21 protein-coding genes and 1 tRNA gene are annotated in these 22,085 nt (G+C 70.1%); 6 read left to right on the forward strand and 16 right to left on the reverse strand.

The genetic code is table 11. The annotated features are described in order from the left end of the window. Window positions 1-263: 263 nt before the first annotated feature. The 7 genes from Q0P88_RS13480 to Q0P88_RS13510 form a co-directional block, all read right to left on the reverse strand. Window positions 264-1,346: a DUF262 domain-containing protein gene (locus tag Q0P88_RS13480; RefSeq protein ID WP_295014883.1), complete on the reverse strand. Its 1,083-nt coding sequence runs from the start codon at window positions 1,344-1,346 to the stop codon at window positions 264-266. Further along, window positions 1,343-2,431 carry an adenine-specific methyltransferase EcoRI family protein gene (locus tag Q0P88_RS13485; RefSeq protein ID WP_295014884.1) on the reverse strand — a complete coding sequence of 363 codons (1,089 nt, stop codon included), beginning with the start codon at window positions 2,429-2,431 and terminating at the stop codon, window positions 1,343-1,345. Before Q0P88_RS13485 ends, Q0P88_RS13480 begins: the two co-directional genes overlap by 4 nt. Before the next feature lie 301 nt (window positions 2,432-2,732). Further along, the gene (locus tag Q0P88_RS13490; protein ID WP_295014885.1) at window positions 2,733-3,431 is read right to left on the reverse strand and encodes a hypothetical protein; all 699 of its coding nucleotides are present in this window, start codon (window positions 3,429-3,431) and stop codon (window positions 2,733-2,735) included. A 138-nt stretch (window positions 3,432-3,569) separates the two neighbouring features. Next, entirely contained in the window at window positions 3,570-4,436 is an 867-nt protein-coding gene (locus Q0P88_RS13495) for a type II secretion system F family protein (protein WP_295014886.1), read from the reverse strand. Then, on the reverse strand, window positions 4,433-5,287 hold the full coding sequence (locus tag Q0P88_RS13500) for a type II secretion system F family protein (RefSeq protein WP_295014887.1): 855 nt from the start codon (window positions 5,285-5,287) through the stop codon (window positions 4,433-4,435). The genes Q0P88_RS13495 and Q0P88_RS13500 overlap by 4 nt, the downstream gene beginning before the upstream one ends. After that, window positions 5,284-6,453 (reverse strand): CpaF family protein, encoded by a 1,170-nt coding sequence (locus Q0P88_RS13505; protein ID WP_295014888.1) that lies wholly within the window; start codon window positions 6,451-6,453, stop codon window positions 5,284-5,286. Before Q0P88_RS13505 ends, Q0P88_RS13500 begins: the two co-directional genes overlap by 4 nt. Window positions 6,454-6,529: 76 nt before the next feature. Continuing rightward, window positions 6,530-6,979 (reverse strand): MarR family winged helix-turn-helix transcriptional regulator, encoded by a 450-nt coding sequence (locus Q0P88_RS13510; RefSeq protein WP_295014889.1) that lies wholly within the window; start codon window positions 6,977-6,979, stop codon window positions 6,530-6,532. A 110-nt stretch (window positions 6,980-7,089) separates the two neighbouring features. Here Q0P88_RS13510 and Q0P88_RS13515 point away from each other — a divergent pair, with 110 nt between their 5' ends. The 4 genes from Q0P88_RS13515 to Q0P88_RS13530 all read left to right on the forward strand — a co-directional run bounded on the left by Q0P88_RS13515 (window position 7,090) and on the right by Q0P88_RS13530 (window position 10,088). Beyond that, on the forward strand, window positions 7,090-8,286 hold the full coding sequence (locus Q0P88_RS13515; protein ID WP_295014890.1) for an MFS transporter: 1,197 nt from the start codon (window positions 7,090-7,092) through the stop codon (window positions 8,284-8,286). 35 nt (window positions 8,287-8,321) lie between these two features. Beyond that, window positions 8,322-9,146 carry an aldo/keto reductase gene (locus Q0P88_RS13520; protein ID WP_295014891.1) on the forward strand — a complete coding sequence of 275 codons (825 nt, stop codon included), beginning with the start codon at window positions 8,322-8,324 and terminating at the stop codon, window positions 9,144-9,146. 20 nt (window positions 9,147-9,166) lie between these two features. Beyond that, window positions 9,167-9,248: transfer RNA gene (locus tag Q0P88_RS13525), tRNA-Leu, on the forward strand. A 153-nt stretch (window positions 9,249-9,401) separates the two neighbouring features. Then, window positions 9,402-10,088 carry a DedA family protein gene (locus Q0P88_RS13530; protein ID WP_295014892.1) on the forward strand — a complete coding sequence of 229 codons (687 nt, stop codon included), beginning with the start codon at window positions 9,402-9,404 and terminating at the stop codon, window positions 10,086-10,088. A gap of 31 nt (window positions 10,089-10,119) precedes the next feature. Here Q0P88_RS13530 and Q0P88_RS13535 read toward each other — a convergent pair whose 3' ends face one another. Continuing rightward, entirely contained in the window at window positions 10,120-10,923 is an 804-nt protein-coding gene (locus Q0P88_RS13535; protein WP_295014893.1) for a Ku protein, read from the reverse strand. Between the two features lie 62 nt (window positions 10,924-10,985). Between Q0P88_RS13535 and ligD the strand changes: the two genes are divergently transcribed. Beyond that, window positions 10,986-13,118, forward strand: coding sequence for a non-homologous end-joining DNA ligase (gene ligD / locus Q0P88_RS13540; RefSeq protein WP_295014894.1), 2,133 nt, complete (start codon window positions 10,986-10,988; stop codon window positions 13,116-13,118). 8 nt (window positions 13,119-13,126) lie between these two features. Here ligD and Q0P88_RS13545 read toward each other — a convergent pair whose 3' ends face one another. The 5 genes from Q0P88_RS13545 to murI form a co-directional block, all read right to left on the reverse strand. Next, window positions 13,127-14,464, reverse strand: a complete 1,338-nt coding sequence (locus Q0P88_RS13545; RefSeq protein ID WP_295014895.1) for a hypothetical protein — start codon at window positions 14,462-14,464, stop codon at window positions 13,127-13,129. A 102-nt stretch (window positions 14,465-14,566) separates the two neighbouring features. Next, window positions 14,567-15,499: a cation diffusion facilitator family transporter gene (locus Q0P88_RS13550; protein ID WP_295014896.1), complete on the reverse strand. Its 933-nt coding sequence runs from the start codon at window positions 15,497-15,499 to the stop codon at window positions 14,567-14,569. A 100-nt stretch (window positions 15,500-15,599) separates the two neighbouring features. Further along, window positions 15,600-16,190, reverse strand: coding sequence for an RdgB/HAM1 family non-canonical purine NTP pyrophosphatase (rdgB, locus tag Q0P88_RS13555; protein WP_295014897.1), 591 nt, complete (start codon window positions 16,188-16,190; stop codon window positions 15,600-15,602). Further along, entirely contained in the window at window positions 16,187-16,942 is a 756-nt protein-coding gene (gene rph / locus Q0P88_RS13560) for a ribonuclease PH (protein ID WP_295014898.1), read from the reverse strand. Before rph ends, rdgB begins: the two co-directional genes overlap by 4 nt. After that, entirely contained in the window at window positions 16,939-17,772 is an 834-nt protein-coding gene (murI, locus tag Q0P88_RS13565; protein WP_295014899.1) for a glutamate racemase, read from the reverse strand. Before murI ends, rph begins: the two co-directional genes overlap by 4 nt. A 65-nt stretch (window positions 17,773-17,837) precedes the next feature. Between murI and Q0P88_RS13570 the strand changes: the two genes are divergently transcribed. After that, window positions 17,838-19,163 (forward strand): nicotinate phosphoribosyltransferase, encoded by a 1,326-nt coding sequence (locus Q0P88_RS13570; protein WP_295014900.1) that lies wholly within the window; start codon window positions 17,838-17,840, stop codon window positions 19,161-19,163. Between the two features lie 3 nt (window positions 19,164-19,166). On the opposite strand, the gene Q0P88_RS13575 is transcribed toward Q0P88_RS13570, so the two are convergent. The 3 genes from Q0P88_RS13575 to Q0P88_RS13585 form a co-directional block, all read right to left on the reverse strand. Next, window positions 19,167-19,433, reverse strand: coding sequence for a DUF3039 domain-containing protein (locus Q0P88_RS13575; RefSeq protein WP_295014901.1), 267 nt, complete (start codon window positions 19,431-19,433; stop codon window positions 19,167-19,169). Between the two features lie 44 nt (window positions 19,434-19,477). Next, the gene (locus tag Q0P88_RS13580) at window positions 19,478-21,016 is read right to left on the reverse strand and encodes a hypothetical protein (protein WP_295014902.1); all 1,539 of its coding nucleotides are present in this window, start codon (window positions 21,014-21,016) and stop codon (window positions 19,478-19,480) included. A gap of 5 nt (window positions 21,017-21,021) precedes the next feature. Then, window positions 21,022-22,085: ABC transporter ATP-binding protein (locus tag Q0P88_RS13585; RefSeq protein ID WP_295014903.1), on the reverse strand; the 1,064-nt coding region annotated here is incomplete at its 5' end.

Genomic DNA, 22,085 nt, shown 5'->3' on the forward strand with positions numbered 1-22,085 from the left:
GCCACCCTCCCGGGCAAGCCAGATCAGATGTCACCTATCCGTGCAGCAGTCCCCTTCCCGTCCTTTAGGACGGAAGAGGGAGGAAGACACTGAGGCAGTTCTTCGACGACGTGTCGGCTTGCAGCAGCGGTCTCGGCCTGGTGGGATCGGCCCCGGTTGATGTTGTTGGTCATCGGGCCCGGTCCCCGTAGCTCTCCTCGGGGGTCGGGCCCCCACCATGTCCGGCGGTCTACAGCAGGAACGCCCGTCCCTGCGGGGAGCCGCTACTTCGCGCCCTTGCGACGGTTGTCCTCGATGCAGAGCATCTGGCAGTTCTCCGCGCTCGTCCGGCCCCCGTCACGCCACGGCGTGATGTGGTCAGCCTCCATCTCATTCAGCTCGAAGTGCTCACCACAGACAGGGCAGATCCCCTGCTGGCGCTCGTACGCTGCGAGGCGCTCGCTCGGACTGAACGCGCGGATGTTGAGGTACTTCTCGTGACCACTCAGGACGTAGGCGTACGCGCCCTTCTTGTTGGTTACGTCGTCGTCCTGGATCAACCCGGCGATCTGCTCTTCGAGCTTCGCGGAGTCCCACGACTTGTCCTTGAACTGGTTGTAGAGCGCTCCCCACGGGAGGCCCTTCATCAGCGCGCGATAGTTCGGGAACGTGCTGTTGACCCACGCGACCACTGCCTGGAAGTAGAGCCACAGCTCGTTGGCGTTCGAGTCGTGCTGGTGCACGGCCATGTAGCCCTCGATGTCCCCGTCGTTGAACCACTTGATGACGGTTTCGAGGTAGTCCTGCCGGATTGGCGAACCCTTCATGTACTTCGACCCGAGACCGTACGCAGGGCAGCCGTTCTTGCTGAAAATCTTCTTCGCCTCGGACACCCACGACCCCGCGTAGACGGCATTGCGGAGCTCCTGCTGAGTCAGCTCCTCCCCCGCGATGTTGATGGTGCGGAACCACTCCAGCTTCTCGCTGTCGTTGCCGGTGCAGCGGTAGACCATCAGCTCGTAGTCGAGGATCTGCTCCTTCTCGTCGGCCTGGAGGTTGTGGAAGTAGCGGCCCTTATAGGCGAACTCGCCGTCGACGTACTGGCAGACGCTGATCGTCCGCTGCTGTCCGTCGATGACTTCGAACGTGTCGTCGTCGCGCACTGCCCAGTACATGACGTTGAGCGGGAAACCCTTGGTTATGGTCTCGATGACGGCTTCACGCTGCTTATCGTCGTAGACAAACTCGCGCTGATAGGGCGGGCGGATGTCGAGGTTTCCGGCGTACCCGGAGACCCCGGCCTCCTGGTTGTCTTCGTAGTCCTCGGTGAGGTCTCGGACAGGCACCGAGGTGAGTTCGATCTTCACGCGGCTGCTCCCTTACGGCGGATGAGGATTCGGGCGTACATCTGTACGTAGAGTTCGCCGTCGACCTCGTAGTAAGTCTTGTTCTTCGGCGGGGTGTCCACCTTCATCACGGGCCCGTCGTTCAGCTTCTTCACCGTCGAACGAACACCCTTGCTGCTCACCTGAGTCTGGGTCGGGTAGAGCTTGCTCGGTTCCCCCATCGGTGCCTTCGCAATGCCGACGATTTCGAACTGATCCGGGTTGTACTTGTCCAGGAAGGTGATGGGGACGCCCATCACACCGTCGTAGTCCGCCGGGATCTCGACCGTCTTGCTCACTTCGATGGCGTCGTAGTTGTCGTACGCCGGATACTCCTCCGGGCTGTACGACTTGTAGAGCACGAGCTCCTCGTGTCGCTTCGAGATGTCCATGTTGGTGAACCACGTCACGTTTCGGAACTTGACCAGCCCGGTGGCCGGGTCGTAGACGCCCTTCGCGTAGTCGGCATCCCGAGGAATCGCAAAGTAGGCGTTGCCCGCCTGGAATCCGTACCCAAGCCAGAGCTTGTTCTGCTGGATGAGCGGGAAGATGCCCTGGTAGGTGATCGCGTTGTGCGGTCCGACGATGAGGAACTTTTTGTCGTACTCGACCAGCTGCGCCACATACTCACGGAACAGCGAGAACGGCGGGTTGGTCACCACGATGTCGGCCTGCTTGAGCAGTTCGATGCTCTCCGCGCTCCGGAAGTCCCCGTTGCCCTTGAGCGGAACTATGCCGATCTCTTCGGGGTCGGGTACGCCGTTCCCGCTCTTGTCGCCCTCGTATTCGAGGTAGATCGCCTGTTCGGCGTCGTATTGGCTGAACAGATCGACGTCCTGGCTCTTGTAGCAGGCGGCGATGAGCTTCTTCAGTCCGAGCTTCTCGAAGTTGTAGCTGAAGTAGTGGAAGAAGTTGCTCATCCGAGGGTCGTCACAGTTGAGGTAGACGACCTTGCCTTCGAAGTGCTTCCGGTAGTGCCTCAACTCCCGTTCGATGTCGGGAAGCTGTGTGTAGAACTCATCCTCTTTGGCGGACTTGGCAGAGGTGAGGTTTTCGGTGTTCGACACGTCTGCGTGACACTCCTTTAGATGATCTCGCGGCGGGTGCCTGCGCTGCTCCGATCCTATTGGGAGCCGCCGACGCTCCCCGGGAACGGCGCGACCGGCAGCGCGCGGCCTCCCGTGGGGTCTTCCTTGACCTCGGAGGGCATGGGCGGTATTCGTGGGGGTTCCGGCGCTCCCAGGTCGCCGGAGAGGCTCCCGTGACCGCGTGCCACCCAGACACGACGAGGCCCCCGGCCGCCTGAGCGATACCGAGGGCCTGTCGCGATGCCGAGGACGCTGCGAGCGCGTTACCCCGGCGGGCCTGTCACACGGCCTGCGGGCCGACCTTGAACGTCTGGTCCAGCTTGCGCACCGCCTCCGCCGTGTCCGCGTTCACCACCGGCTCGGTGTTCGACGCCATCAGCGCCTCGAAACCCTCGTGGTCGGCGCGGTGGAGGGCGGTAAGACCCCCGCCCGTCGCGTTGCCCTCGATGGTGTCCTTGATGACCTCGCGCCATGCGGCCTGCTCGTCGAACTGCGCCTGAGCGTCCCGAGCGATCACCGCCTGCGGGTGGCCGATCTCGACCAGCGCGTCGAACACCCGCTCGTGGATGCCTGCCACGACCGCCGCCGGGTCATCCGAGCGAAGCACGTCGGGCATCACCTCGGCGTTCGCGGCGATGGCCGCGAGGCGCTCCGGGCTCGCCCCGTGCATGACCTCCGCGAGCACGCGACCCGAGGCCAGGATGCGCTCGACGATGGCGAGTTCGCGCGCCTGCACCGCGATCTGGTCGGCGGTCGTCGGGGTGAGCCCCGCGATGACCGACGCCCGATTGACCTTCGGGGCCTCGGGCTCGGCGGGGAGCGACTTGAGCAGTTCCGCGCGGGCTTCCATCACGCCGAGGTGCTTCCGCTTCGTGTTCGCGGTGTTCGTGCGCTCTGGGTCGTGGAACTTCACCGCCGTGGCGGTGTCGGCGCGGAACTTCGTGATTGCGGCCACGAGGGCCTGCTTGTTTACTGCCATTTGTTTCTCGATTCCCTGGACGGGGCCTGCGGCCCCTGGGCGGGCCGGTCTGACGGTTGACAGACCGGGGTCTGTACCGTCTACGCGGCGCGCGGAAGCGCGACCTCGAACGGGAACTTGGGGAGGGTGGCGACAGGGCTAGATGCAAGCCGACCGAGTAGGGATGAGCATGAGGATCTCCTTGCGTCCCGCCTGCTCGATGAGACCTCGTTTGGTCTCCTCGCGCGCATCGGAGGCCTGTGCCTGCAGCACGGAGGCGAGCGGGGCTCCTCGTTCCAGAGCGGCGGTGATCTGGTCGATCGCGCGGCCGAGGGAGGGGATCCGCAGCCGGTTCGCGCAGTCGGCCAAGGCCTCGGAGAGAGACGAGCCGGTGTTGGCCGCAAGCGTCACGACGCGCAGCTCTTCGCTGAGTTCCCCTGATCCCGCCCCGCCCACACGTCGGATCGCATCCGGGAGGGTCTCCCCCGCGGACAGGCACAGCGCGAGGAACTCCAGGACCGTCGGGAGCTCGTCGATGAGCCGGCGCACCCGGCCGCGCGCCCTGGCCCCGAGCAGCGCGTCATAGGCGACGCCGGCCGCGGTCGCCATGAGCACGGGGAGCAGGACCACCGGCGGTGAGAGGCGTCCGGCGAGGACCAGGCCGAGACTCGCGGCAGCCCCCACCCCCAGCCCCGCGAGCACCCAGGCGAGCTGACGGCTCCGGAACGCAGCGGGACCTCCGGGGGTCCCGGACTGGGCCAACCGTATGGCGACCCCCGCGTCGCCTCCGCCGAAGAGGCCGAAGGCGCTCTTGATCCGTGCGCCCCAGGCGCCACCCGCGGGCATACGCCAAGGCAGCCGTTCCACCGGATCGGTGATGTCGACGATGTCGCGCAGGTGCGGTGCGATGCGCGCCGAGAGGTTCGCGGCGCGCCAGCGCGGAAACGCCGCGAGCACGAGCAGAAGCCCCGCGGCCAGGACCCCTCCGCCGAGCACCGCGATCGCGAAGTCGCTGACAGCGCTCACCGGAACCACCTCCGCGGTTCGGGAAGCCTGCCGATGCGCAGCATGATCCGGAACGCGATGAACGACACCGCCGCGCCTCCGAGGATCAGCGCGACGCCTTCGGGAGTCGCATAGGCCCTGGCGCCTTCGGGCCGCAGAAGCAGCAGCACCAGGATCGCCCAGGGGGCGACGGCGCCGAGGACCGCGGCTCCACGGATCCACGACTGCCGCGCCTCCACCTCGGCACGGAGTGCGGCCTCCGCACGGACCGAGCGGGAGAGCGCACGGAGCACCGTGCTGAGTTCGCTGCCGCCGACCTCGCGCGCCATCCGCAGCGTCTCGACGATCCGGTCGCCCACCGGGTCTGCGAGCGCGTCCTTGAGCGCGGCCGCCGCGGCCTCGAACCGGCCGGTCGCGTGCAGGTCCCGCGCGAACACGGCGAACGCGGGGCGCAGCGGAGCGGGCGCGGCGACGTCGAGGGCGGCGACCGCCTCGGGCAGCGGCATGCCGACGCGGATCGACGCGACGAGCAGGTCGCACACGTCGGGCCAGAGTCCGCGCCGGATCCGCTGCAACCTGTGCCGACGCGATCGCAGGAACACGAGCGGGCCGGCGGCCCCGGCGGACGCTGCGACGAGCGCGAACGCGGCCGTGCCCGTCGTGAGCCACGCCACTGCACCCGCGCACAGCCCCGCCCCGGCGATCGCGACCACGAGCGTACGTCCCTCACCGCGCAGTCCCGCCTCGCGCAGCAGACGGGTCAGCGCTCCCATCCGTGCGAGACGCTCGCTCGTCGGGCGAGGCGGCCACAGCCACGGCGACGCCGTCAGGACGAGTCCGGCGGCGAGGAGGGCGCCGAGCAGCAGACTCATGCGGACCGCCTCCGTCGCGGGAGCACGCCGGCCTCGTCACGATCGGCCGCGAACAACGTCCTGTGACCGATGCGACCATCGTGCACGCCCTCCGGGGCGATGACCTCCAGGACCCGGCGGGCCCCGTCCGCTTCGCGCCCGCAGTGCACGACGAGATCGAGGGACGCCGCGAGAGCGGGAGCGATGAAGCCCCGGTCGATGTTCCGGCCGGCGAGCAGAGGGAGCATGCTCAGCTTCTCGAGCGCTTCGGCGGCCGAGTTGGCGTGCACGGTCGCCGCGCCGGGGACTCCGGTATTCAGCGCCAGCACCAGATCGAGCGCCTCAGCGTCGCGGACCTCCCCGATCACGAGTCGATCGGGGCGCATGCGCAGCGCCTCCTTGACGAGCCGCCGAAGAGTGATCTCCCCCGTGCCCTCGAGGCTCGCCTGCCTGCCCTGGAGCGCGACCAGGTCGGGAGCCTCGACACCGAGTTCGAACGTCTCCTCGACAGTGACGATGCGCTGATCGACGCATTCGGCGACGAGCGCCGCGAGCAGCGTCGTCTTGCCGGCGTGTGTCGGACCGGAGACGACCACGCTGCGTCCCTTCCGCATCGCCTCGGAGAGCAGGCGGGCGATCGGCTGCGGCACCATACCCTGCGCGACGAGCCGATCGAGGCTGCGATAGCGGGGAAGGAACTTCCTGATGTTCACCGCCCACCCATCGCGCACGACATCGGCGATCGCGACGTGCAACCGCGAGCCGTCCGGCAACGAGGCGTCCACGAACGGCTGCCCGAGATCGACTCGGCGACCGGTCGCGTGCAGCATGCGCTCCACGAGATCGCGCAGCTGAGCCTCCGTCAAAGTGAGGGCCTGGCGCTCGCTGCGCCCCTCGCGAGCGACGAAGACGCTGGTCGGACCGTTCAGCCAGATCTCCTCGACCGAGGGATCGTCCAGCAACGGCTGCAGCGGACCGAGACCGGCGACGCCGGCGAGCACGTCCCGGACACACGCTGCCTCGTCATCGACGGTCGCAACACCGCGAGCGAGCGCCTGGTCGTTATGCCGTCGCACCTCGAACTGAGCGATCCGCCGCGCCTCCTCCGGGTGCGACGTCGGATCCGTGCGCTCGGCCCGCAGCCGGGCACGGACCTTCTCGGCGATAGCGGCGGTCGAGGAACTCATCCCCGCATCGTGGCAGGAACCACAAACCCGCCGTGAAAGTTATCCACAGGGTGGACCGGCAGACCGAATCGAGCGCTCAGCCCACCCGGGCGACGTCGTGCAGCGCGTCCACGAGGGGCAGCAGCTCCGGGAGCGCGGCGGCCTCGGCGAGCGCGCGCTCGAGCGCCTCATCGTGCACCGGCCGCGCCCGCTCGTAGAGCTCTCGACCCGTCGCCGTGAGCTCGGTGTAGATGCCCCGGCGATCGTCGGCGCAGAGGATCCGGGTCAGCAGCCCCCTGTCCTCGAGCCTGTTGACCAGGCGCGTCGTCGCGCTCGGGCTGAGGGCGGCGGCGCGCGCGAGCTGCTGCATACGCATGTGCCATCCGTCCTGACGGTCCAGGGCGTCGAGCACCGTGTACTCGACCGCGGAGAGCCCGGTCGCCGCGGCGAGGGAGCGTTCGAGCTCGGTCTCGATCAGGGCATGCAGCGCGGCCATGGTGCGCCATCCCCGGGCGCGGATCTCGACGGCGTCGTCGGCGATGCCCATGCGATCCTCCAAAGTAGTTGCTTGCGCTTTTTATTTGCGTGTGCAAGCATAGTGTTCATCAACGCGAATACCCGCGTCTGCAACTATCTCACGTCCTCAGGAGCTTCGCAATGCCTCTCGGTCTGATCGCACTCGCCATCGGAGCCTTCGGAATCGGCCTCACCGAGTTCGTCATCATGGGTCTACTTCCCGAGGTGGCCCACGATTTCGGCGTCACCGAGGCGGCCGCAGGATGGCTCATCTCCGGCTACGCGCTCAGCGTCGTCGTCGGGGCGCTCGCGCTCACCGCGGCGACCACCCGCCTTCCTCGCAAGCCCGTCTTGATCGGCCTGCTGATCGTCTTCCTCCTGGGCAACGCCCTCACCGCGATCGCGCCCGACTACGGGCTCGCGCTGCTCGGCCGCGTGCTGGCGGCCCTCACGCACGGCGCCTTCTTCGGGATCGGATCGGTTCTCGCCGCCTCCCTCGTCCCCGCGGCGAAGAAGGCGGGGGCGATCGCGATCATGTTCACCGGCCTCACCGCCGCGAACGTTCTCGGCGTCCCGTTCGGCACCTTCCTCGGTCAGCAGCTGGGATGGCGCGCGACCTTCTGGGCGATCGTCGCGATCGGCGCCCTCGCCCTCCTGGGCATCGTCCTCCTCGTCCCCGCGACCCACGACGCCTCTCCCGCCCGGCTGCGGGACGAGCTCGGGGCGTTCCGCTCGGGCCAGGTCTGGTTCTCGTTGAGCGTCACGATCCTCGCCTACGGCGGCATGTTCGGCGCCTTCACGTACATCGCCTACACGCTCACCGAGGTCAGCGGCTTCGCCCCCACCGCCGTGCCGTGGCTGCTCGTGCTCTTCGGCGCAGGCCTCTTCCTCGGCAACGCCCTCGGCGGCAGGGCAGCGGACCGCTCGATCGACCGGACCCTTCTCGTCGTCATCGGCGGGCTGCTCGTCGTGCTGGTCGTCTTCGCCCTCGTCGCGGCGAACGGTCCTGCCGCCGCCGTCGCTCTCTTCCTCATGGGAGGCTTCGGCTTCGGCACGGTCCCCGGACTGCAGGCGCGGATCATGGGGTACGCCTCGTCCGCCCCCACGCTCGCCTCGGGGGCGAACATCGGCGCGTTCAACGTCGGCAACGCCCTGGGCGCCTGGGCCGGCGGAGTCGGGATCTCGGCTGGCCTCGGGTACACCTCCCCCATCTGGATCGGCGCAGGCCTCGCCGCCCTCGCCCTCGTCGTCACGGCCGTCGCCGCCGCCACGGCACGCCGGTCGACCCGTCCGACCAGCGGCACGATCGCCGCCTCCCACCCGGCCGAAGCGCACTGACGTCCCCTCTTCACCCCAGTCTCGGAGGAACCCCCATGACCATCCCCACCATCACCCTGAACGACGGCACGGCGATGCCCCGACTCGGATTCGGCGTCTTCCAGGTGCCCGACGACGAGACGACCGCCGCCGTCTCCACCGCACTCGAGGTCGGTTACCGCAGCATCGACACGGCGGCCGTGTACGGGAACGAGCGCGGCGTGGGCCGTGCGATCGCCGACTCCGGAATCCCGCGCGACGAGCTCTTCGTCACTTCGAAGGCCTGGAACGCGACGCAGGGCTACGACGCAGTCCGAAGGTCCTACGACGAGAGCCTGGCGCGACTGGGGCTCGAGACGCTCGACCTGTACCTCATCCACTGGCCGCTGCTCGGAGACGGCGAATTCGCCGAGACCTGGCGCGGGCTGGAGGCGATCTCCGCCGAGGGCCGCGTCCGCACGATCGGGGTGTCGAACTTCCAGCCCGCGCAGCTCGCCCTCCTGCGCGACCGCGGGACCGTCGTGCCCGCGGTCAACCAGGTGGAGCTGCACCCGGCGTTCGCCAACCGCGCCGTCGTCGAGGCGAACGACGCGGCGGGCATCGTCACCGAGGCCTGGAGCCCGCTCGCGCAGGGCGCGGTACTGCGCGACCCCGCGATCACGGCGATCGCCGCCCGGCACGAACGCACGCCCGCTCAGGTCGTGCTGCGCTGGCACCTGCAGCAGGGGCGCGTGGTGATCCCCAAGTCTGTGACCCCTGCGCGCATCGCGGAGAACTTCGACGTCTTCGGCTTCGAGCTCTCTCCCGAAGAGCTCACGGCGATCGATGCCCTCGACCGCGACGGACGCACCGGACCGCATCCGGACGTCTTCCGCGGCTGATTAGACTGAGTCCCGCATTCGCGGGAGTGGTGAAACAGGTAGACACGCAGGATTTAGGTTCCTGTGCCTCCGGGCGTGCGGGTTCGAGTCCCGCCTTCCGCACGAACGCCTCGGGTCGGCCCGCAGGTCGCGGCGGCCTCCCAGCCGCGCGAGAACCTGCGGGCCATAGACTTCACCCATGCCGGCTGTGCCGGCGTGCGCTGCGCGACCGCGCGGCGGGATCCACCCCGCGACGACACCACGGACGGACTTCCTGTGCACCACGCCGCCCTCATCCCCTGGCTCGACCCGAACGTCATCATCCACGCCGCCGGCCCCTGGGCGCTGGCCGTGGTGCTCTTCATCATCTTCGCGGAGACCGGTCTGCTGATCGGCTTCCTCCTCCCGGGCGACACGCTGCTCATCATCTCCGGCCTGCTCACGCACACGGTCGACGTCTTCGGCGTGAACATCTGGATCGTCTGCACCCTGATCGCCCTGGCCGCCTTCGTCGGCGGCGAGGTCGGCTATTTCATCGGCCACAAGGGTGGACCGGCGATCTTCGAGCGCAAGGAATCCGGCCTGTTCAGCCGGAAGAACGTCGAGCGCACCAACCAGTTCTTCGAGCGCTTCGGCGGGCTCACCGTGATCCTCGCCCGGTTCGTGCCCGTCGTGCGCACCTTCGCCCCCGTCGCAGCGGGTGTCGGGCACATGCCCTGGCGCAAGTACAGCCTCTACAACCTCATCGGCGCGGTCGTCTGGGGCTTCGTGATGACGATGCTCGGCTACGTGATCGCGTACATCCCCTGGGTCGCGCAGTTCGTCACCAAGTACATCGACGTGATCCTTCTCGGCGTGGTGGCCATCACCCTGGGAGTCACGGTCTGGCATTACTTCAGCGAGCGCCGCAAGGCCAAGGACGAGACCGCGGCGGGCGCCCCGTCGATCGAGCCGGAGGTCTGAGCCGGAGGTCTGATCGGGACGTCGCTCCGGTTCAGCCCGCGTTCTTCGCGCGCTGCTCGCGGGAGCGCTCCACGCTCGCCCGGAGCGCTTCCATGAGGTCGATGACCTCGCCGCCCTGCTCCTGCGCCGGCCCGAAGGCCTCGGCAGGCTCGAACGACTCGCCCGCCTCGATCTTCGCGTCGATGAGGGTGCGCAGCTCCGCCTGGTACTCGTCGACGAACTGCGCGGGATCGAAGTCGCCGGAGAAGCCGTCGACGAGCGCGGCGGAGAGCTCGAGCTCCTTCTTCGAGATCGCCACCTCCTCCTCCAGCGCCGGGAACGCCGCCTCCCTGACCTCGTCCGCCCAGAGCAGGGTCTGCAGTACGAGGACGTCGCCGCGCACGCGCAGCGCCGCGAGTCGCGTCTTCTGCCGCAGCGTGAAGCGCACGATGGCCGTGCGGTCGGTGGCCTCCAGCGTCTTGCGCAGCAACACGTACGCCTTCGAGGAGGCGGAGTCGGGCTCCAGATAGTAGGCCTTGTCGAACGTGAGCGGATCGACCTGATCCGAGGGCACGAACTCCACGACATCGATCTCGCGGCTGCGTTCGGCGGGAAGCGCGTCCAGGTCCTCCTTGGTCAGCACCACCGTCTGCGTCTCGTCCTGATAGGCGCGATCGATCTCGGCGTAGGCCACCGTCTCGCCGCAGACTTCGCAGACGCGCTTGTACCGGATCCGTCCGCCGTCCTTGTCGTGGACCTGGTGCAGCGGGACGTCATGGTCCTCGGTCGCCGAGTAGACCTTGACCGGCACGTTGACCAGGCCGAACGTGAGCGCACCCTTCCAGATCGTCCTCATGTGCACCAGTGAACACCACGCCGCCGAGGGACGGATACCTTCTTGCGCACTACTGTGGCGACATGGCAGGCACAGCGGCGCAGACGGTGCGCATCGGCGAACGCAGTCTGCGCGTCACGAACCTGGACAAGGTCGTCTATCCGGCAACGGGGACGACCAAGGGCGAGATCATCGACTACGCCGTCCGGATCGCCCCGTTGCTGCTCCCCGTGATCGCGGGGCGGCCGGTCACCCGCAAGCGCTGGGTCGAGGGGGTCGGGACGGCCGCCGATCCGCAGGGATCATTCTTCACCAAGCAGCTGGAGCCGGGGGCGCCCTCGTGGATCCGCCGGCAGGAGATCCCGCACTCCGGCGGCGCCAAGGACTACCCGCTCGTGGACGAGGTCGCGACGCTGGTGTGGATGGCCCAGGTCGCCGCGATCGAGCTGCACGTCCCGCAGTGGCGTTTCACCCCCGACGGCCGGCCCGGGAACCCCGACCGTCTCGTGCTCGACCTGGATCCCGGCCCCGGCGTCACGCTCGCGCAGTGCGCCGAGGTCGCCCGGATCGCGCGCGGGATCCTGCTCGGCATGGGGCTGGACCCGGTGCCCGTGACGAGCGGCAGCAAGGGCATCCACCTCTATGCGGCGCTGCCGGGCGATCGCACGAGCGCGGAGATCTCCGCCGTGGCGCACGCCCTCGCGCAGGCGATCGAGACCGATCATCCGGATCTCGCCACGAGCACGATGGCGAAGGCCCAGCGCGCCGGCAAGGTGTTCCTGGACTGGAGCCAGAACAACGGCAAGAAGACGACGATCGCCCCGTACTCGCTCCGCGGCCGCGCCGAGCCGTGGGTGGCCGCGCCGCGCACCTGGGACGAGCTGGACGATCCAGGTCTGCGTCAGCTGCGCTTCGACGAGGTGCTGGCCCGCGCCGAGGAGGGCCTCGACCCCTTCGCCCCGATCGATGCCGCGACCGACCCGACGTCCCCCGCCCGCCGATCGGAGCACAGCGACCGATCCCTCACCGCCGGACCGGAGGACACCAACCAATCCCCCACCCCCGGATCGGAGGACACCAACCAATCCCCCACCCCCGGATCGGAGCGCAGCGATCGATCCCCGCGACCCGCAGGCATCGGGTCTGGCGGGAGCCGCGCGCAGCGCGGCGGGGGACTGCGGGTCGCGGGGATCGATCGCGGAGCGGACCGCGCCACGGAGCCGACGGACCGCGCACCGACCGGAGCGGACGCCCCCCGCTACGCCCCCATGCTCGCCGAGCACGGCACACCCGGCACAGCACGAAGGCTGGGGTGGGCGGAGATCAAGTGGGACGGCATCCGCGCGATCGGAAGCTGGCACGACGGCCGCTTTACGCTGCGGGCGCGCAGCGGCACCGACATCACCGACCGCTATCCCGAGCTGACGGCCGATGGCGCCCCCGGTTTCCCAGTCGCGGACGCCGTCGTGGACGGGGAGATCGTCGCCTTCGACGCCGCGGGAAGGCCGAGCTTCTCCCGTCTGCAGGACCGGATGCACCTCACCCGCCCGCGAGAGATCGAACGCGAGGTCATCCGCACCCCCGTCCGCTACCACCTGTTCGATCTGCTGCGCCTCGAAGGGCACGACGTCACGGCGCTGCCCCTGCGCGACCGCCGTGAGCTCCTCGAGAGGATCGCCGAGGGCCTCGCGGCCCACGTCGTGGTCCCGCCGGTCTTCGACGACGTCGACGCGGCCCTGTCCACCAGCGCGGCCCTCGACCTGGAGGGGGTGGTCGTCAAGGATCCGGCCTCCCCGTACACGCCGGGACGCCGTTCCCCGCATTGGCAGAAGATCAAGCACACGCGCACGCAAGAGGTCGTGGTCGTCGGGATCCGTCCCGGCAAGGGCGACCGGTCGGGACGGATCGGCTCGCTGCTGCTGGGGATCCCCGATCCCGCGATGCCCAGCGGCCTGCGCTACATCGGTCGCGTGGGCACCGGGTTCACCGACCGGGCGTTGGAGGATCTCTCCTCGCGCCTCGCTCCCCTGCATGCGGCGAACCCTGCCGTCGACGGTGTTCCGGTGGCGGATGCGTCCGACGCGCACTGGGTCCGTCCCGCGCTCGTCGGCGAGGTGGAGTTCTCGAACTGGACGCCGGATCGCGTGCTCCGGCACGCCCGGTGGCGGGGTCTGCGTCCGGACAAGACCCCGTCCGAGGTGATCGTCGAGTCCTGACCGCCGGATCAGCCGACCGTGCCGATCGCGGCGAGCGCGTCGCGATCGAGTCCCCTCCCCGTATGCAGCGCGTCGAGGACCGCCTCGGTCGCGCGTGCCGCGAGACGAGGTCCCTCCGGACCGCGCGCGCCGGTGATACCGGGGATCGGCCCCAGGAGCAGACCCGAGTCGACCAGACCGAGATGGGCGACGCCGGCGATCGTGACGCGTGCCGCGGTCTCGTCGGCGAGGTAGCCCGACACGGCGGCGGCGTAGGCAGGATTCGGGCCGGCGTCGCCGGAGACGACGAACACCGCGGGGCGCGCCAACCGCGTGCCCTCGAGCGATCTCGGCATGCCGTCGATGTCGACGACGGCGCGGATCCGGTCGTCGAGGCGTGCCGCGTCGACAGCCGCGGCGCCGCCGAGCGAGTGCCCCGCGGCGACGATGCGGCGCGGATCCGCCCCGCGCAGCGCCGGCAGCGTGCGCGCCGGGCCCTCGATCTCGTCGATCGTCGCGCGGATGTCCGCGGCCCGCACGCGCGCCGCCGCGTCGGCGAGCGCCTGATCGTGGGCGTCGTCGCCCGTGGACGTCGGCTCGCTCCGCACCGTGCTCCCGTCGTCGAGCTCGGCGACGGCGGAGTCGTAGGGGTGGTCGAGGGCGACGACGACCGTGCCTCGGCTCGCGAGCTCCTCTGCCCACGAGCGCATGAGCCACCGGGTGCTCGCCGTGCCCGGAGAAGCGAGGACGACCGGGACGGAGCCCTGTGCCGCCGGAGCGTCCCAGGACGCGGTGCCCTGTGCGCGGACGAGCCCGTCGAGCACGAACGCCGGCAGCCCGTACTGCGCGGAGAGCGCCCCGGCCAGTCCCTCCGCATCCGGCCGCGAGGGCAGGTAGGCGGTCGCCGTGCCGGGAGACGTCGCGGGATACCAGATCGTCGCGGGGATCGATCGATGCCCTTCGCCACCGACGCCGCCGTGCGCGTCTCGGGAAGCGTCCGTCCATACCACCGCGGTGGCCCCGACCGCGTGGGTGTCGGTCGGCGGCGGGACGAAGACCGGCGGAGGCGCCCACGCCGTCGCGCCGGTCGCGATCAGCCCCGCCGAGAGCAGCACGGCGACGGCGCGCGCCCAGCCCCGGCTCCTGCCGGAGCGCGCCCACAGCACGGCGCCCGCGACGAGGACCGCGCCGACGGCGAGAAGCAGCACCTGCCACCGCGCCCCCTCGTGGACGAGGGCGACGCCGAGAAGGACGAGCGTCACCGCGCCGGCCACCGAGACGGCGAGGGGACGGCGCCGACGACGGAGGAATCCGATCAACAGGGCGGCGAGCAGCGCCGCGGCCACGGCGAGGTCGAGGTAGGGCACGGGAGCCTCCGGGGTCCGGGTCTTCCTCGACGCTATGCAGCCTCGGGCCGGACGTCGTCCTCCTGCGGCACCACCCGGCTCATCCCGGAGGATGATCCGGATTCAGGCGTGCACCGACTCGCAGTCCCCGGCGCTGCCGGATCCGGTCGCGTCCGGTTCAAGCTGGAACGTGGAATGCTCCACATCGAAGTGCTCGGCGAGACAGGTCTGCATCTGTGCCAGGAGCGCGACGGACCCGCCGTCGGCGAAGACCTCGGCCCGCACGGCCACGTGCGCCGTGAAGACCGGCGCGCCGCGCGTGAGCTGCCACACGTGCACGTCGTGCACCCCCGTCACACCGGGATACTCCAGCAGATGCCGACGGATGTCGCTCACGGCCGTGCCCGCCGGGGCGGACTCCGCCAGCACCGAGAACACCTCCCGAAGAAGCGCGATCGCGCGGGGCACGATCATCGTGGCGATGAGGAGCGACGCGATCGCGTCGGCCGGCATCCAACCGGTCGTCACGATGACGATCGCGGCGACGATGACCAGCGCGGATCCGATCAGATCGCCCATGACCTCGAGATAGGCGCCGCGGACGTTGATGCTGCTGCGCTGCGCCGCGCTCAGCAGCCACATCGAGACGCCGTTCGCGACGAGTCCGACGGCGGCGACCACGAGCATGAGCGTTCCGCCGACCTCGGCCGCCGCGGGATGCAGCAGACGGGAGACGCCCTCGACGGCGACCCAGACCGAGAGAAGGATCAGGATGATCGCGTTGACGAGTGCGCCGAACACCTCCGCCCGCTGATAGCCGAACGTGCGCCGGTCGTCCGCGGGCCGGGCGGCGACCGCGCTCGCGATGAGCGCGATCACGAGCGCAGACGCGTCGGTGAACATGTGCGCCGCGTCGGCGAGCAGAGCGAGGGATCCGGAGAGGATCGCGCCGACGACCTGCACGAGCATGATCGCGCAGGTCAGCGACAGCGAGATCGCGAGCAGCCGGCGGTGGCCGGCGGCGCGGATCCCCGAGGCGGGCGCGTGATCGTGCATGACTCCAGCGTAGATCCGCGAACCCCCGGTCGGAGGCCTTTTCGCCTAGTCGGGAATGGGGATGATTCTCATGAGCGCGGGCGACGCGCCGGTGTCGGCGTCAGAGCTCGGCGAGCAGAGGGACCAGCGCCACGAAGGCACGCGCGCGATGCGACTGGGACTGCTTCTCCGCGTCGTCGTACTCCCCCACCGTGCGCTCCGGCGCGTCCTGCCCGTCCGGCACGAACACCGGGTCGTAGCCGAAGCCTCCGGAACCCGCCGGTGCCTGCGCGAGCCGTCCCGGCCATTCGCCGCGAACCGTCCACTCCCGTCCGTCGGGGGCGACCAGCGCGATGACGCTCACGTACCGGGCCGCGCGATGCGGATCCGCGATGTCGCGGAGCTGATCCAGCAGCAGGTCCCGATTGGCGACGTCGTCCTTGCGCTGCCCCGCCCAATAGGCGGAGAAGACCCCCGGCGAGCCGCCGAGCACGTCCACCGCGATCCCGGAGTCGTCGGCGAGCGCAGGCAGGCCCGTGTGGGCGGAGGCCGCACGGGCCTTGAGGAGCGCGTTCTGCTCGAACGTGACCCCGTCCTCGACCGGTTCCGGCCCGTCGTAGCCGACCACGGTGAGATCCGAGCGCGTGGCCGCGACGATCTGCCCGAACTCCGAGACCTTGTGCGGGTTGTGCGTCGCGAGGACGATCCTCATTCGGCGCCGTCCGCGCTCTCCAGCGCCGCGAGCTGATGGGTGCGGAGCTCCGCGCAGCCGTTCGTGCCGAGCTCCAGCAGCGCATCGAGCTCTCGCTTGTCGAACGGCGCCCCTTCTGCGGTCCCCTGCACCTCGACGAAGAGGCCGCGGCCGGTGACGACGACGTTCATGTCGGTCTCCGCGCGCACATCCTCGACGTAGGCGAGGTCGAGCATGGGCTCGCCGTCGATGATGCCGACCGAGACGGCGGCGACCGTGTCCCGCAGCACCTCGGACTTCTGCCCGATGAACTTCTTGCGCCGGCCCCACTCGATCGCGTCCGCGAGCGCGACGTACGCCCCCGTGATCGCGGCCGTGCGCGTTCCGCCGTCCGCCTGCAGCACGTCGCAGTCGATGACGACGGTGTTCTCGCCGAGAGCCTTGGTGTCGACGACGGCGCGCAGCGCCCGGCCGATCAGGCGGGAGATCTCGTGGGTGCGACCGCCGATGCGGCCCTTCACGCTCTCGCGGTCGTTGCGGTCGTTCGTGGCCCGCGGCAGCATCGCGTACTCGGCGGTGACCCATCCCTTGCCCTTGCCGGAGAGCCAGCGCGGGACGCCGTTGGTGAACGACGCGGTGCACAGCACCTTGGTGTTGCCGAAGCTGATCAGCGCGGATCCTTCGGCATGCGCGCTCCAGTTGCGCTCGATCGTGATCGGACGGAGCTGGTCGACGGCACGGCCGTCCTTGCGAACGGTCTCGGACGTGCTCATGGGATCTCCTTGAGGTGGGGAAGGTCGATGAGGCCGGTCTGCACGATCGTGACGCCGCGCACCTCCTGCCCCATCAGGCGGTTGGCGAGGGCGGTGAAGTCGTCGGTGGATCCGCCCGTCGCCTCGTACACGTAGCGGGGACGCGCGTCCGGCGGGGCGAGGAGGTCGCCGCGCACCAACTGGCGGTACACGTCTCCGGCGGTCTCGTCGTCGCTGGAGACGAGGGCGACGCCCTCGCCCATGACGTAGCCGATCGCGCCGCGCAGGAACGGGTAGTGCGTGCAGCCCAGCACGAGGGTGTCGACGCCGGCGTCGCGCAGCGGCGCGAGATACTGCTCCGCCACCTGCAGCACCTCCGGGGTGTCGGTGATGCCCGCCTCGACGAACTCCACGAACCGTGGACATGCCGCGGCGAACACCGCGAGCGACTCGTTCACCTCGAGCATGTCCTGGTACGCGCGGGAGGCGATGGTGCCGACCGTGCCGATCACGCCGATCCTCCCGTTGCGGGTCGTGGAGATCGCGCGGCGCACCGCGGGGCCGATCACCTCGACCACCGGCACGTCGTAGCGCTCGCGGGCGTCCCGCAGCATCGCGGAGGACGCGGTGTTGCAGGCGATCACCAGCATCTTGACGCCCTGGTCCACGAGCGTGTCGAGCACCTCGAGGCTGTAACGACGGACGTCGGCGATGGGCTTGGGCCCGTACGGCGAATGCGCGCTGTCGCCGATGTAGACGAAGGACTCGCGCGGCAGCTGAGCCCGGATCGCCCGGGCGACGGTGAGACCGCCGACTCCGGAGTCGAAGATCCCGATCGGCGCTTCGTTCATGATCGTCCAGCCTAGTCGCCGGATCCGAGCGATCCCCCTCCGTCGCGCGTCCTATGCTGTCGGTCATGACCGCGTCGAGCGCCCTGAAGACCGACCGCTACGAGCTCACGATGCTGGAGGCCGCGCTCCGCGACGGCACCGCCGCACGGCCCAGCGTGTTCGAGCTGTTCTCGCGCCGCCTCTCCGGCGGGCGGCGGTTCGGGGTCGTCGCGGGGACGGGACGTCTGCTCTCGCTGCTGCGGGAGTTCCGGTTCGGCGAGGACGAGCTGCGCTATCTCCGCGACGCGAAGGTCGTCGATGCCGACACGGTCCGCTATCTCGAGAAATATCGGTTCCCCGGCACGATCCGCGGCTACCGCGAAGGCGAGCTGTACTTCCCCGGGTCGCCGATCCTCACGGTCGAGGGGACCTTCGCCGACGCCGTGATCCTGGAGACCATCGCGCTCAGCGTGCTCAATCACGACTCCGCGGTCGCCACCGCCGCCTCCCGCATGAGCATCGCGGCCGGGGAGCGTCCGCTGGCGGAGATGGGCTCGCGCCGCGCGGCGGAGGACTCCGCGGTCGCCGCCGCGAGGGCGGCGTTCATCGCCGGCTTCGGCGCCACGAGCAACCTCGAGGCGGGGCGCACCTGGGGCATCCCGACGATGGGCACCGCCGCGCATTCCTGGACGCTTCTGCACGACAACGAGGAGGACGCGTTCCGCGCCCAGATCGCCGCGCTCGGCACCGACACGACGCTCCTCGTGGACACGTACGACATCCGGCAGGGCGTCGACACCGCGATCCGGGTCGCCGGCACCGGCCTCGGCGGCGTGCGGATCGATTCCGGGGACCTGCCGATCGTCGCCGCGGCCGTGCGGGAGCAGCTCGACGGCCTCGGCGCCACGGGCACGAGGATCACCGTGACCAGCGATCTCGACGAATACGCGATCGCGGCCCTGGCCGCCTCTCCCGTCGACGCGTACGGAGTCGGCACGTCCGTGGTCACCGGCTCCGGGTACCCGACCGCGAGCATGGTCTACAAGCTGGTCGCGCGTCAGGGCCACGACGGCGCCTGGGTCGGGGTCGCGAAGGCGTCGGCGGACAAGGCGTCCAAGGGCGGACGCAAGGCGGCGTTCCGGATCCTCGCCGACGGTGTCGCGCGCTCCGAGACGATCCTGGTGTCCGACGGCTTCGAGAGCGTCGCGGGTCCGCAGGATCACCCGGACGGCCGGGCGCTCCAGGTGGTGCTCGTCGAGAACGGCGAGATCGACACGGCGTTCGAGGGGCCGGGCGGGACGATCGCGGCGCGCGACCATCATGCCCGCGTCCGCGAGGAGCTCCCCGTCCGTGCGCTCGCGCTCAGCAAGTCGGATCCGGCGATCCCGACCGAGTTCGTCGACGTCGCGTGAGGCTCAGCGCATGAGCGACTCGTAGATCTCCTTGCACGTCGGGCACACGGGGAACTTCTCGGGGTCGCGTCCCGGCGTCCACTTCTTGCCGCACAGCGCGCGGACGGGCTTGCCGGTGAGCGCGGATTCGAGGATCTTCTCCTTCTTCACGTAGTGGGAGAACCGCTCGTGATCGCCCGGCTCCTGCCGCTCTTCGTTGAGGAGCTCCTCGAGCTCGCGGTCGAGCGTGGCGACTCCGCCCTGATCCGGGGCGTCCAGCGGGGTACTCATGTCGAGGAGTCTAATCGCGCTCGCGGGTCACGGCGCCGGTCGGTTCAGACCGTCTCGACGAACTCCATCAGCCGCGCACCGCGCCGTTCGAACGCGCGCCCGCCGAGGAGAACCCCGATGACCAGCACCACGACGCCGGTGCCGATGCCGGTCCACAGCGCCGGGGCCGTGGACCGCTCCGGATCGTCCAGCGCCTGCCACGCGAGAAGGACCGTGGGCAGGCTCAGCACGATCGCCCCCAGGAGCGCGGCCGCCTGTCCCGCCGCCCCGCCGCGCGCGCGTTGCGGCTGCTGGAACGGGCTGTCCCCGGGGCGCGACACCGCGTAAGGGGCCACCGCGGAGATCACGCTGGAGAGACCGAACCCGCACAGCAAGAGGCTCGCGACCACGCCGATCAGTACGGGAAGGGCCGACCAGCGCCCCACGACCGCGAGCGTGACGGGGATCGCGACCGCCAGCGTCGGCACGGCGATGAGCGCGACGGGGATCAGCCGGCCCAGACGGTCCGGCACTCCGCGCACGCCGCTGGCGACATGGATCCAGAACGCCGTCGAGTCGTAGGCGACGTCGTTGTGGGGCAGCCAGCCGAAGAAGAGTGCCATGATCGCGACGGGCAGCGTGGCCGCGATCTCGATCGGGACGCCTGCGACGAGCAGCGGGATCACGGTGAGCACGGCGGCGACCGGGACGACGACGACGTTCACGATGTAGCGCCGATCGCGGAGCCAGTAGACCAGGCTCCGCGCGGCCACCGCGCCGAAGGCGTTCGACGGCAGCAGCCCGAACCAGCCCAGTCCAGGGCGCTCCCGGACCGCGGTGGGGCGATCGGTCGTGCGCAGGGCTCGCCGGGCGAGCGCCAGCCAGGCCACGATCACGCCGGACGCCGTCACGACGGCGACGAGCAGCCCGACCCACACCGATCCATCCATCCCCTCGACGGCGTCGAACGGAAGCGCGGAAGCCGCGCCGAGCGGCGTGTACGCGAGCACGCCGGCCACGCCGTGCAGCAGCGGGGGAACCGCTCCGTCCCAGCCGAGGGAGGCGACGAAGACGCAGACCGGGACGGCGACGACGATCACCGCGAGAGCGAACAGCGCGGTGAGCTCCCTCGAGCGCCGCTCCGGGAGCAGCAAGGCGCTGAGCGCCATCCCGACCCGTGCCGCGAGCACCGCCGTGACGAGTCCGAGCACGCCCGCGAGCACCGAGAGGAACCAGGGTGCGCCGAAGGCGATCGCGACTACGACGACCGTGACCTGCACCGCGATCAGGGCGACGCTCGGCACGCTGACGAACGCGGCGAGCGCGAGCGCGCCGGGCAGGCGACGTTCGTCCATGCCGAAGACCGCGAACCTGCGCGGATCGAGCTGATCCGCGGATCCGGCCAGGATCGGGGCGACGAAGAACCCGAGGACCAGGGCGGAGCCGCCGAGGACGATCACCGTGTGCGCCGCGGCGAGGGACGTGCCCTCGAGGCTGCGGATCGCGAACACCGCCACGAGCGTGGCCGCGACCGTGAGCACGAGCGCCACGACGGTGCGCGTCACCCGGCTGCGGTCGCCGCGCAGGGCGCCGAGCGCCAGCATCAGCCTCAGTCGGAGAACGTGTGCAACCACTCGAGCCCCTCCACCTCGCCGCCGGTGCCGGACAGTTCGACGAACCGCTGTTCGAGCGTCTGCCCCGCGCGCACCTCGTCCACCGTGCCCTCGGCGAGCACCTCGCCGCCCACGATGATCGCGATCCTCGCGCAGACGCGCTCGACGAGGTCCATGCCGTGGCTCGACAGCACGACGGTGCCGCCGTGGTTCACGTAGGCGCGCAGGATATCGAGGATCACCCCGGAGGAGACGGGGTCGACCGACTCGAAGGGCTCGTCGAGGACCAGCACGCGCGGCGAATGGATCATCGCGCCGGCGAGCATGATCTTCTTCGTCATGCCCGCCGAGTAGTCGGACACGACGCGACCGAGCGCGCCGGTAAGGTCGAAAGCGCGGGCGAGATCCGCGACGCGCTTCTCGACCACCTCCGCGTTCAGCCCGCGCAGCAGTCCGTAATAGTGCAGGAGCTGTCGTCCGGTGAGCCGGTCGAACGTGCGCAGGCGGTCCGGCAGAACCCCCAGTGCCTTCTTCGCGGCGAGCGGTTCGGCCGTCTGGTCGATGCCGCTGATCCGCACCGTGCCGGCGTCCGCGCGCAGCAGGCCGGCGATGATCGACAGCGTGGTCGTCTTGCCGGCGCCGTTGGGGCCGACGATGCCGTAGAACGTCCCCGCGGGGACGGTGAGATCGATGCGATCCACCGCGACGGCGTCGCCGAAGCGCTTCACGAGACCGCGCACGACGAGCGCCTGCGTCCCTTCGGGCTCCGGCACGTCGACGGGGTCCTGCGGATCGACGGCGTCCCGCGGCGGAGCGGCGTCGCCGCGGGGATCCGCGTCGGTCGCCGCGGGCGGCGCAGCACCCACCTCGGCGAGCGCGTCCTCGGCGCTCGGCGCCGGAGCTTCGGTGTCCACAGCAGCATCATCCCCGGTGAGGGCCTCCTGCGTCGAGGAGTCCTCCTGCATCGAGGACGCGTCGGACGGGACGGCGTCTGAGGGGACGGCGTCTGAGGGGATGGCTTCTGAGGGGATGGCTTCTGAGGGGATGGCTTCTGAGGGGA

The sequence above is a fragment of the uncultured Microbacterium sp. genome (assembly GCF_945952435.1).
In the GTDB taxonomy this organism is placed as follows: Bacteria; Actinomycetota; Actinomycetes; order Actinomycetales; family Microbacteriaceae; genus Microbacterium.

What these genes read in the sequence shown, in the direction of transcription:
- Q0P88_RS13490 (WP_295014885.1), bottom strand. Translation starts at nt 3,431, where the DNA reads ATGGCAGTAAACAAGCAGGCCCTCGTGGCCGCAATCACGAAGTTCCGC.
- Q0P88_RS13500 (WP_295014887.1), bottom strand. Translation starts at nt 5,287, where the DNA reads ATGAGTCTGCTGCTCGGCGCCCTCCTCGCCGCCGGACTCGTCCTGACG.
- Q0P88_RS13505 (WP_295014888.1), bottom strand. Translation starts at nt 6,453, where the DNA reads ATGAGTTCCTCGACCGCCGCTATCGCCGAGAAGGTCCGTGCCCGGCTG.
- Q0P88_RS13510 (WP_295014889.1), bottom strand. Translation starts at nt 6,979, where the DNA reads ATGGGCATCGCCGACGACGCCGTCGAGATCCGCGCCCGGGGATGGCGC.
- Q0P88_RS13515 (WP_295014890.1), top strand. Translation starts at nt 7,090, where the DNA reads ATGCCTCTCGGTCTGATCGCACTCGCCATCGGAGCCTTCGGAATCGGC.
- Q0P88_RS13520 (WP_295014891.1), top strand. Translation starts at nt 8,322, where the DNA reads ATGACCATCCCCACCATCACCCTGAACGACGGCACGGCGATGCCCCGA.
- Q0P88_RS13535 (WP_295014893.1), bottom strand. Translation starts at nt 10,923, where the DNA reads ATGAGGACGATCTGGAAGGGTGCGCTCACGTTCGGCCTGGTCAACGTG.
- ligD (WP_295014894.1), top strand. Translation starts at nt 10,986, where the DNA reads ATGGCAGGCACAGCGGCGCAGACGGTGCGCATCGGCGAACGCAGTCTG.
- Q0P88_RS13550 (WP_295014896.1), bottom strand. Translation starts at nt 15,499, where the DNA reads ATGCACGATCACGCGCCCGCCTCGGGGATCCGCGCCGCCGGCCACCGC.
- rdgB (WP_295014897.1), bottom strand. Translation starts at nt 16,190, where the DNA reads ATGAGGATCGTCCTCGCGACGCACAACCCGCACAAGGTCTCGGAGTTC.
- rph (WP_295014898.1), bottom strand. Translation starts at nt 16,942, where the DNA reads ATGAGCACGTCCGAGACCGTTCGCAAGGACGGCCGTGCCGTCGACCAG.
- murI (WP_295014899.1), bottom strand. Translation starts at nt 17,772, where the DNA reads ATGAACGAAGCGCCGATCGGGATCTTCGACTCCGGAGTCGGCGGTCTC.
- Q0P88_RS13570 (WP_295014900.1), top strand. Translation starts at nt 17,838, where the DNA reads ATGACCGCGTCGAGCGCCCTGAAGACCGACCGCTACGAGCTCACGATG.
- Q0P88_RS13575 (WP_295014901.1), bottom strand. Translation starts at nt 19,433, where the DNA reads ATGAGTACCCCGCTGGACGCCCCGGATCAGGGCGGAGTCGCCACGCTC.
- Q0P88_RS13580 (WP_295014902.1), bottom strand. Translation starts at nt 21,016, where the DNA reads ATGCTGGCGCTCGGCGCCCTGCGCGGCGACCGCAGCCGGGTGACGCGC.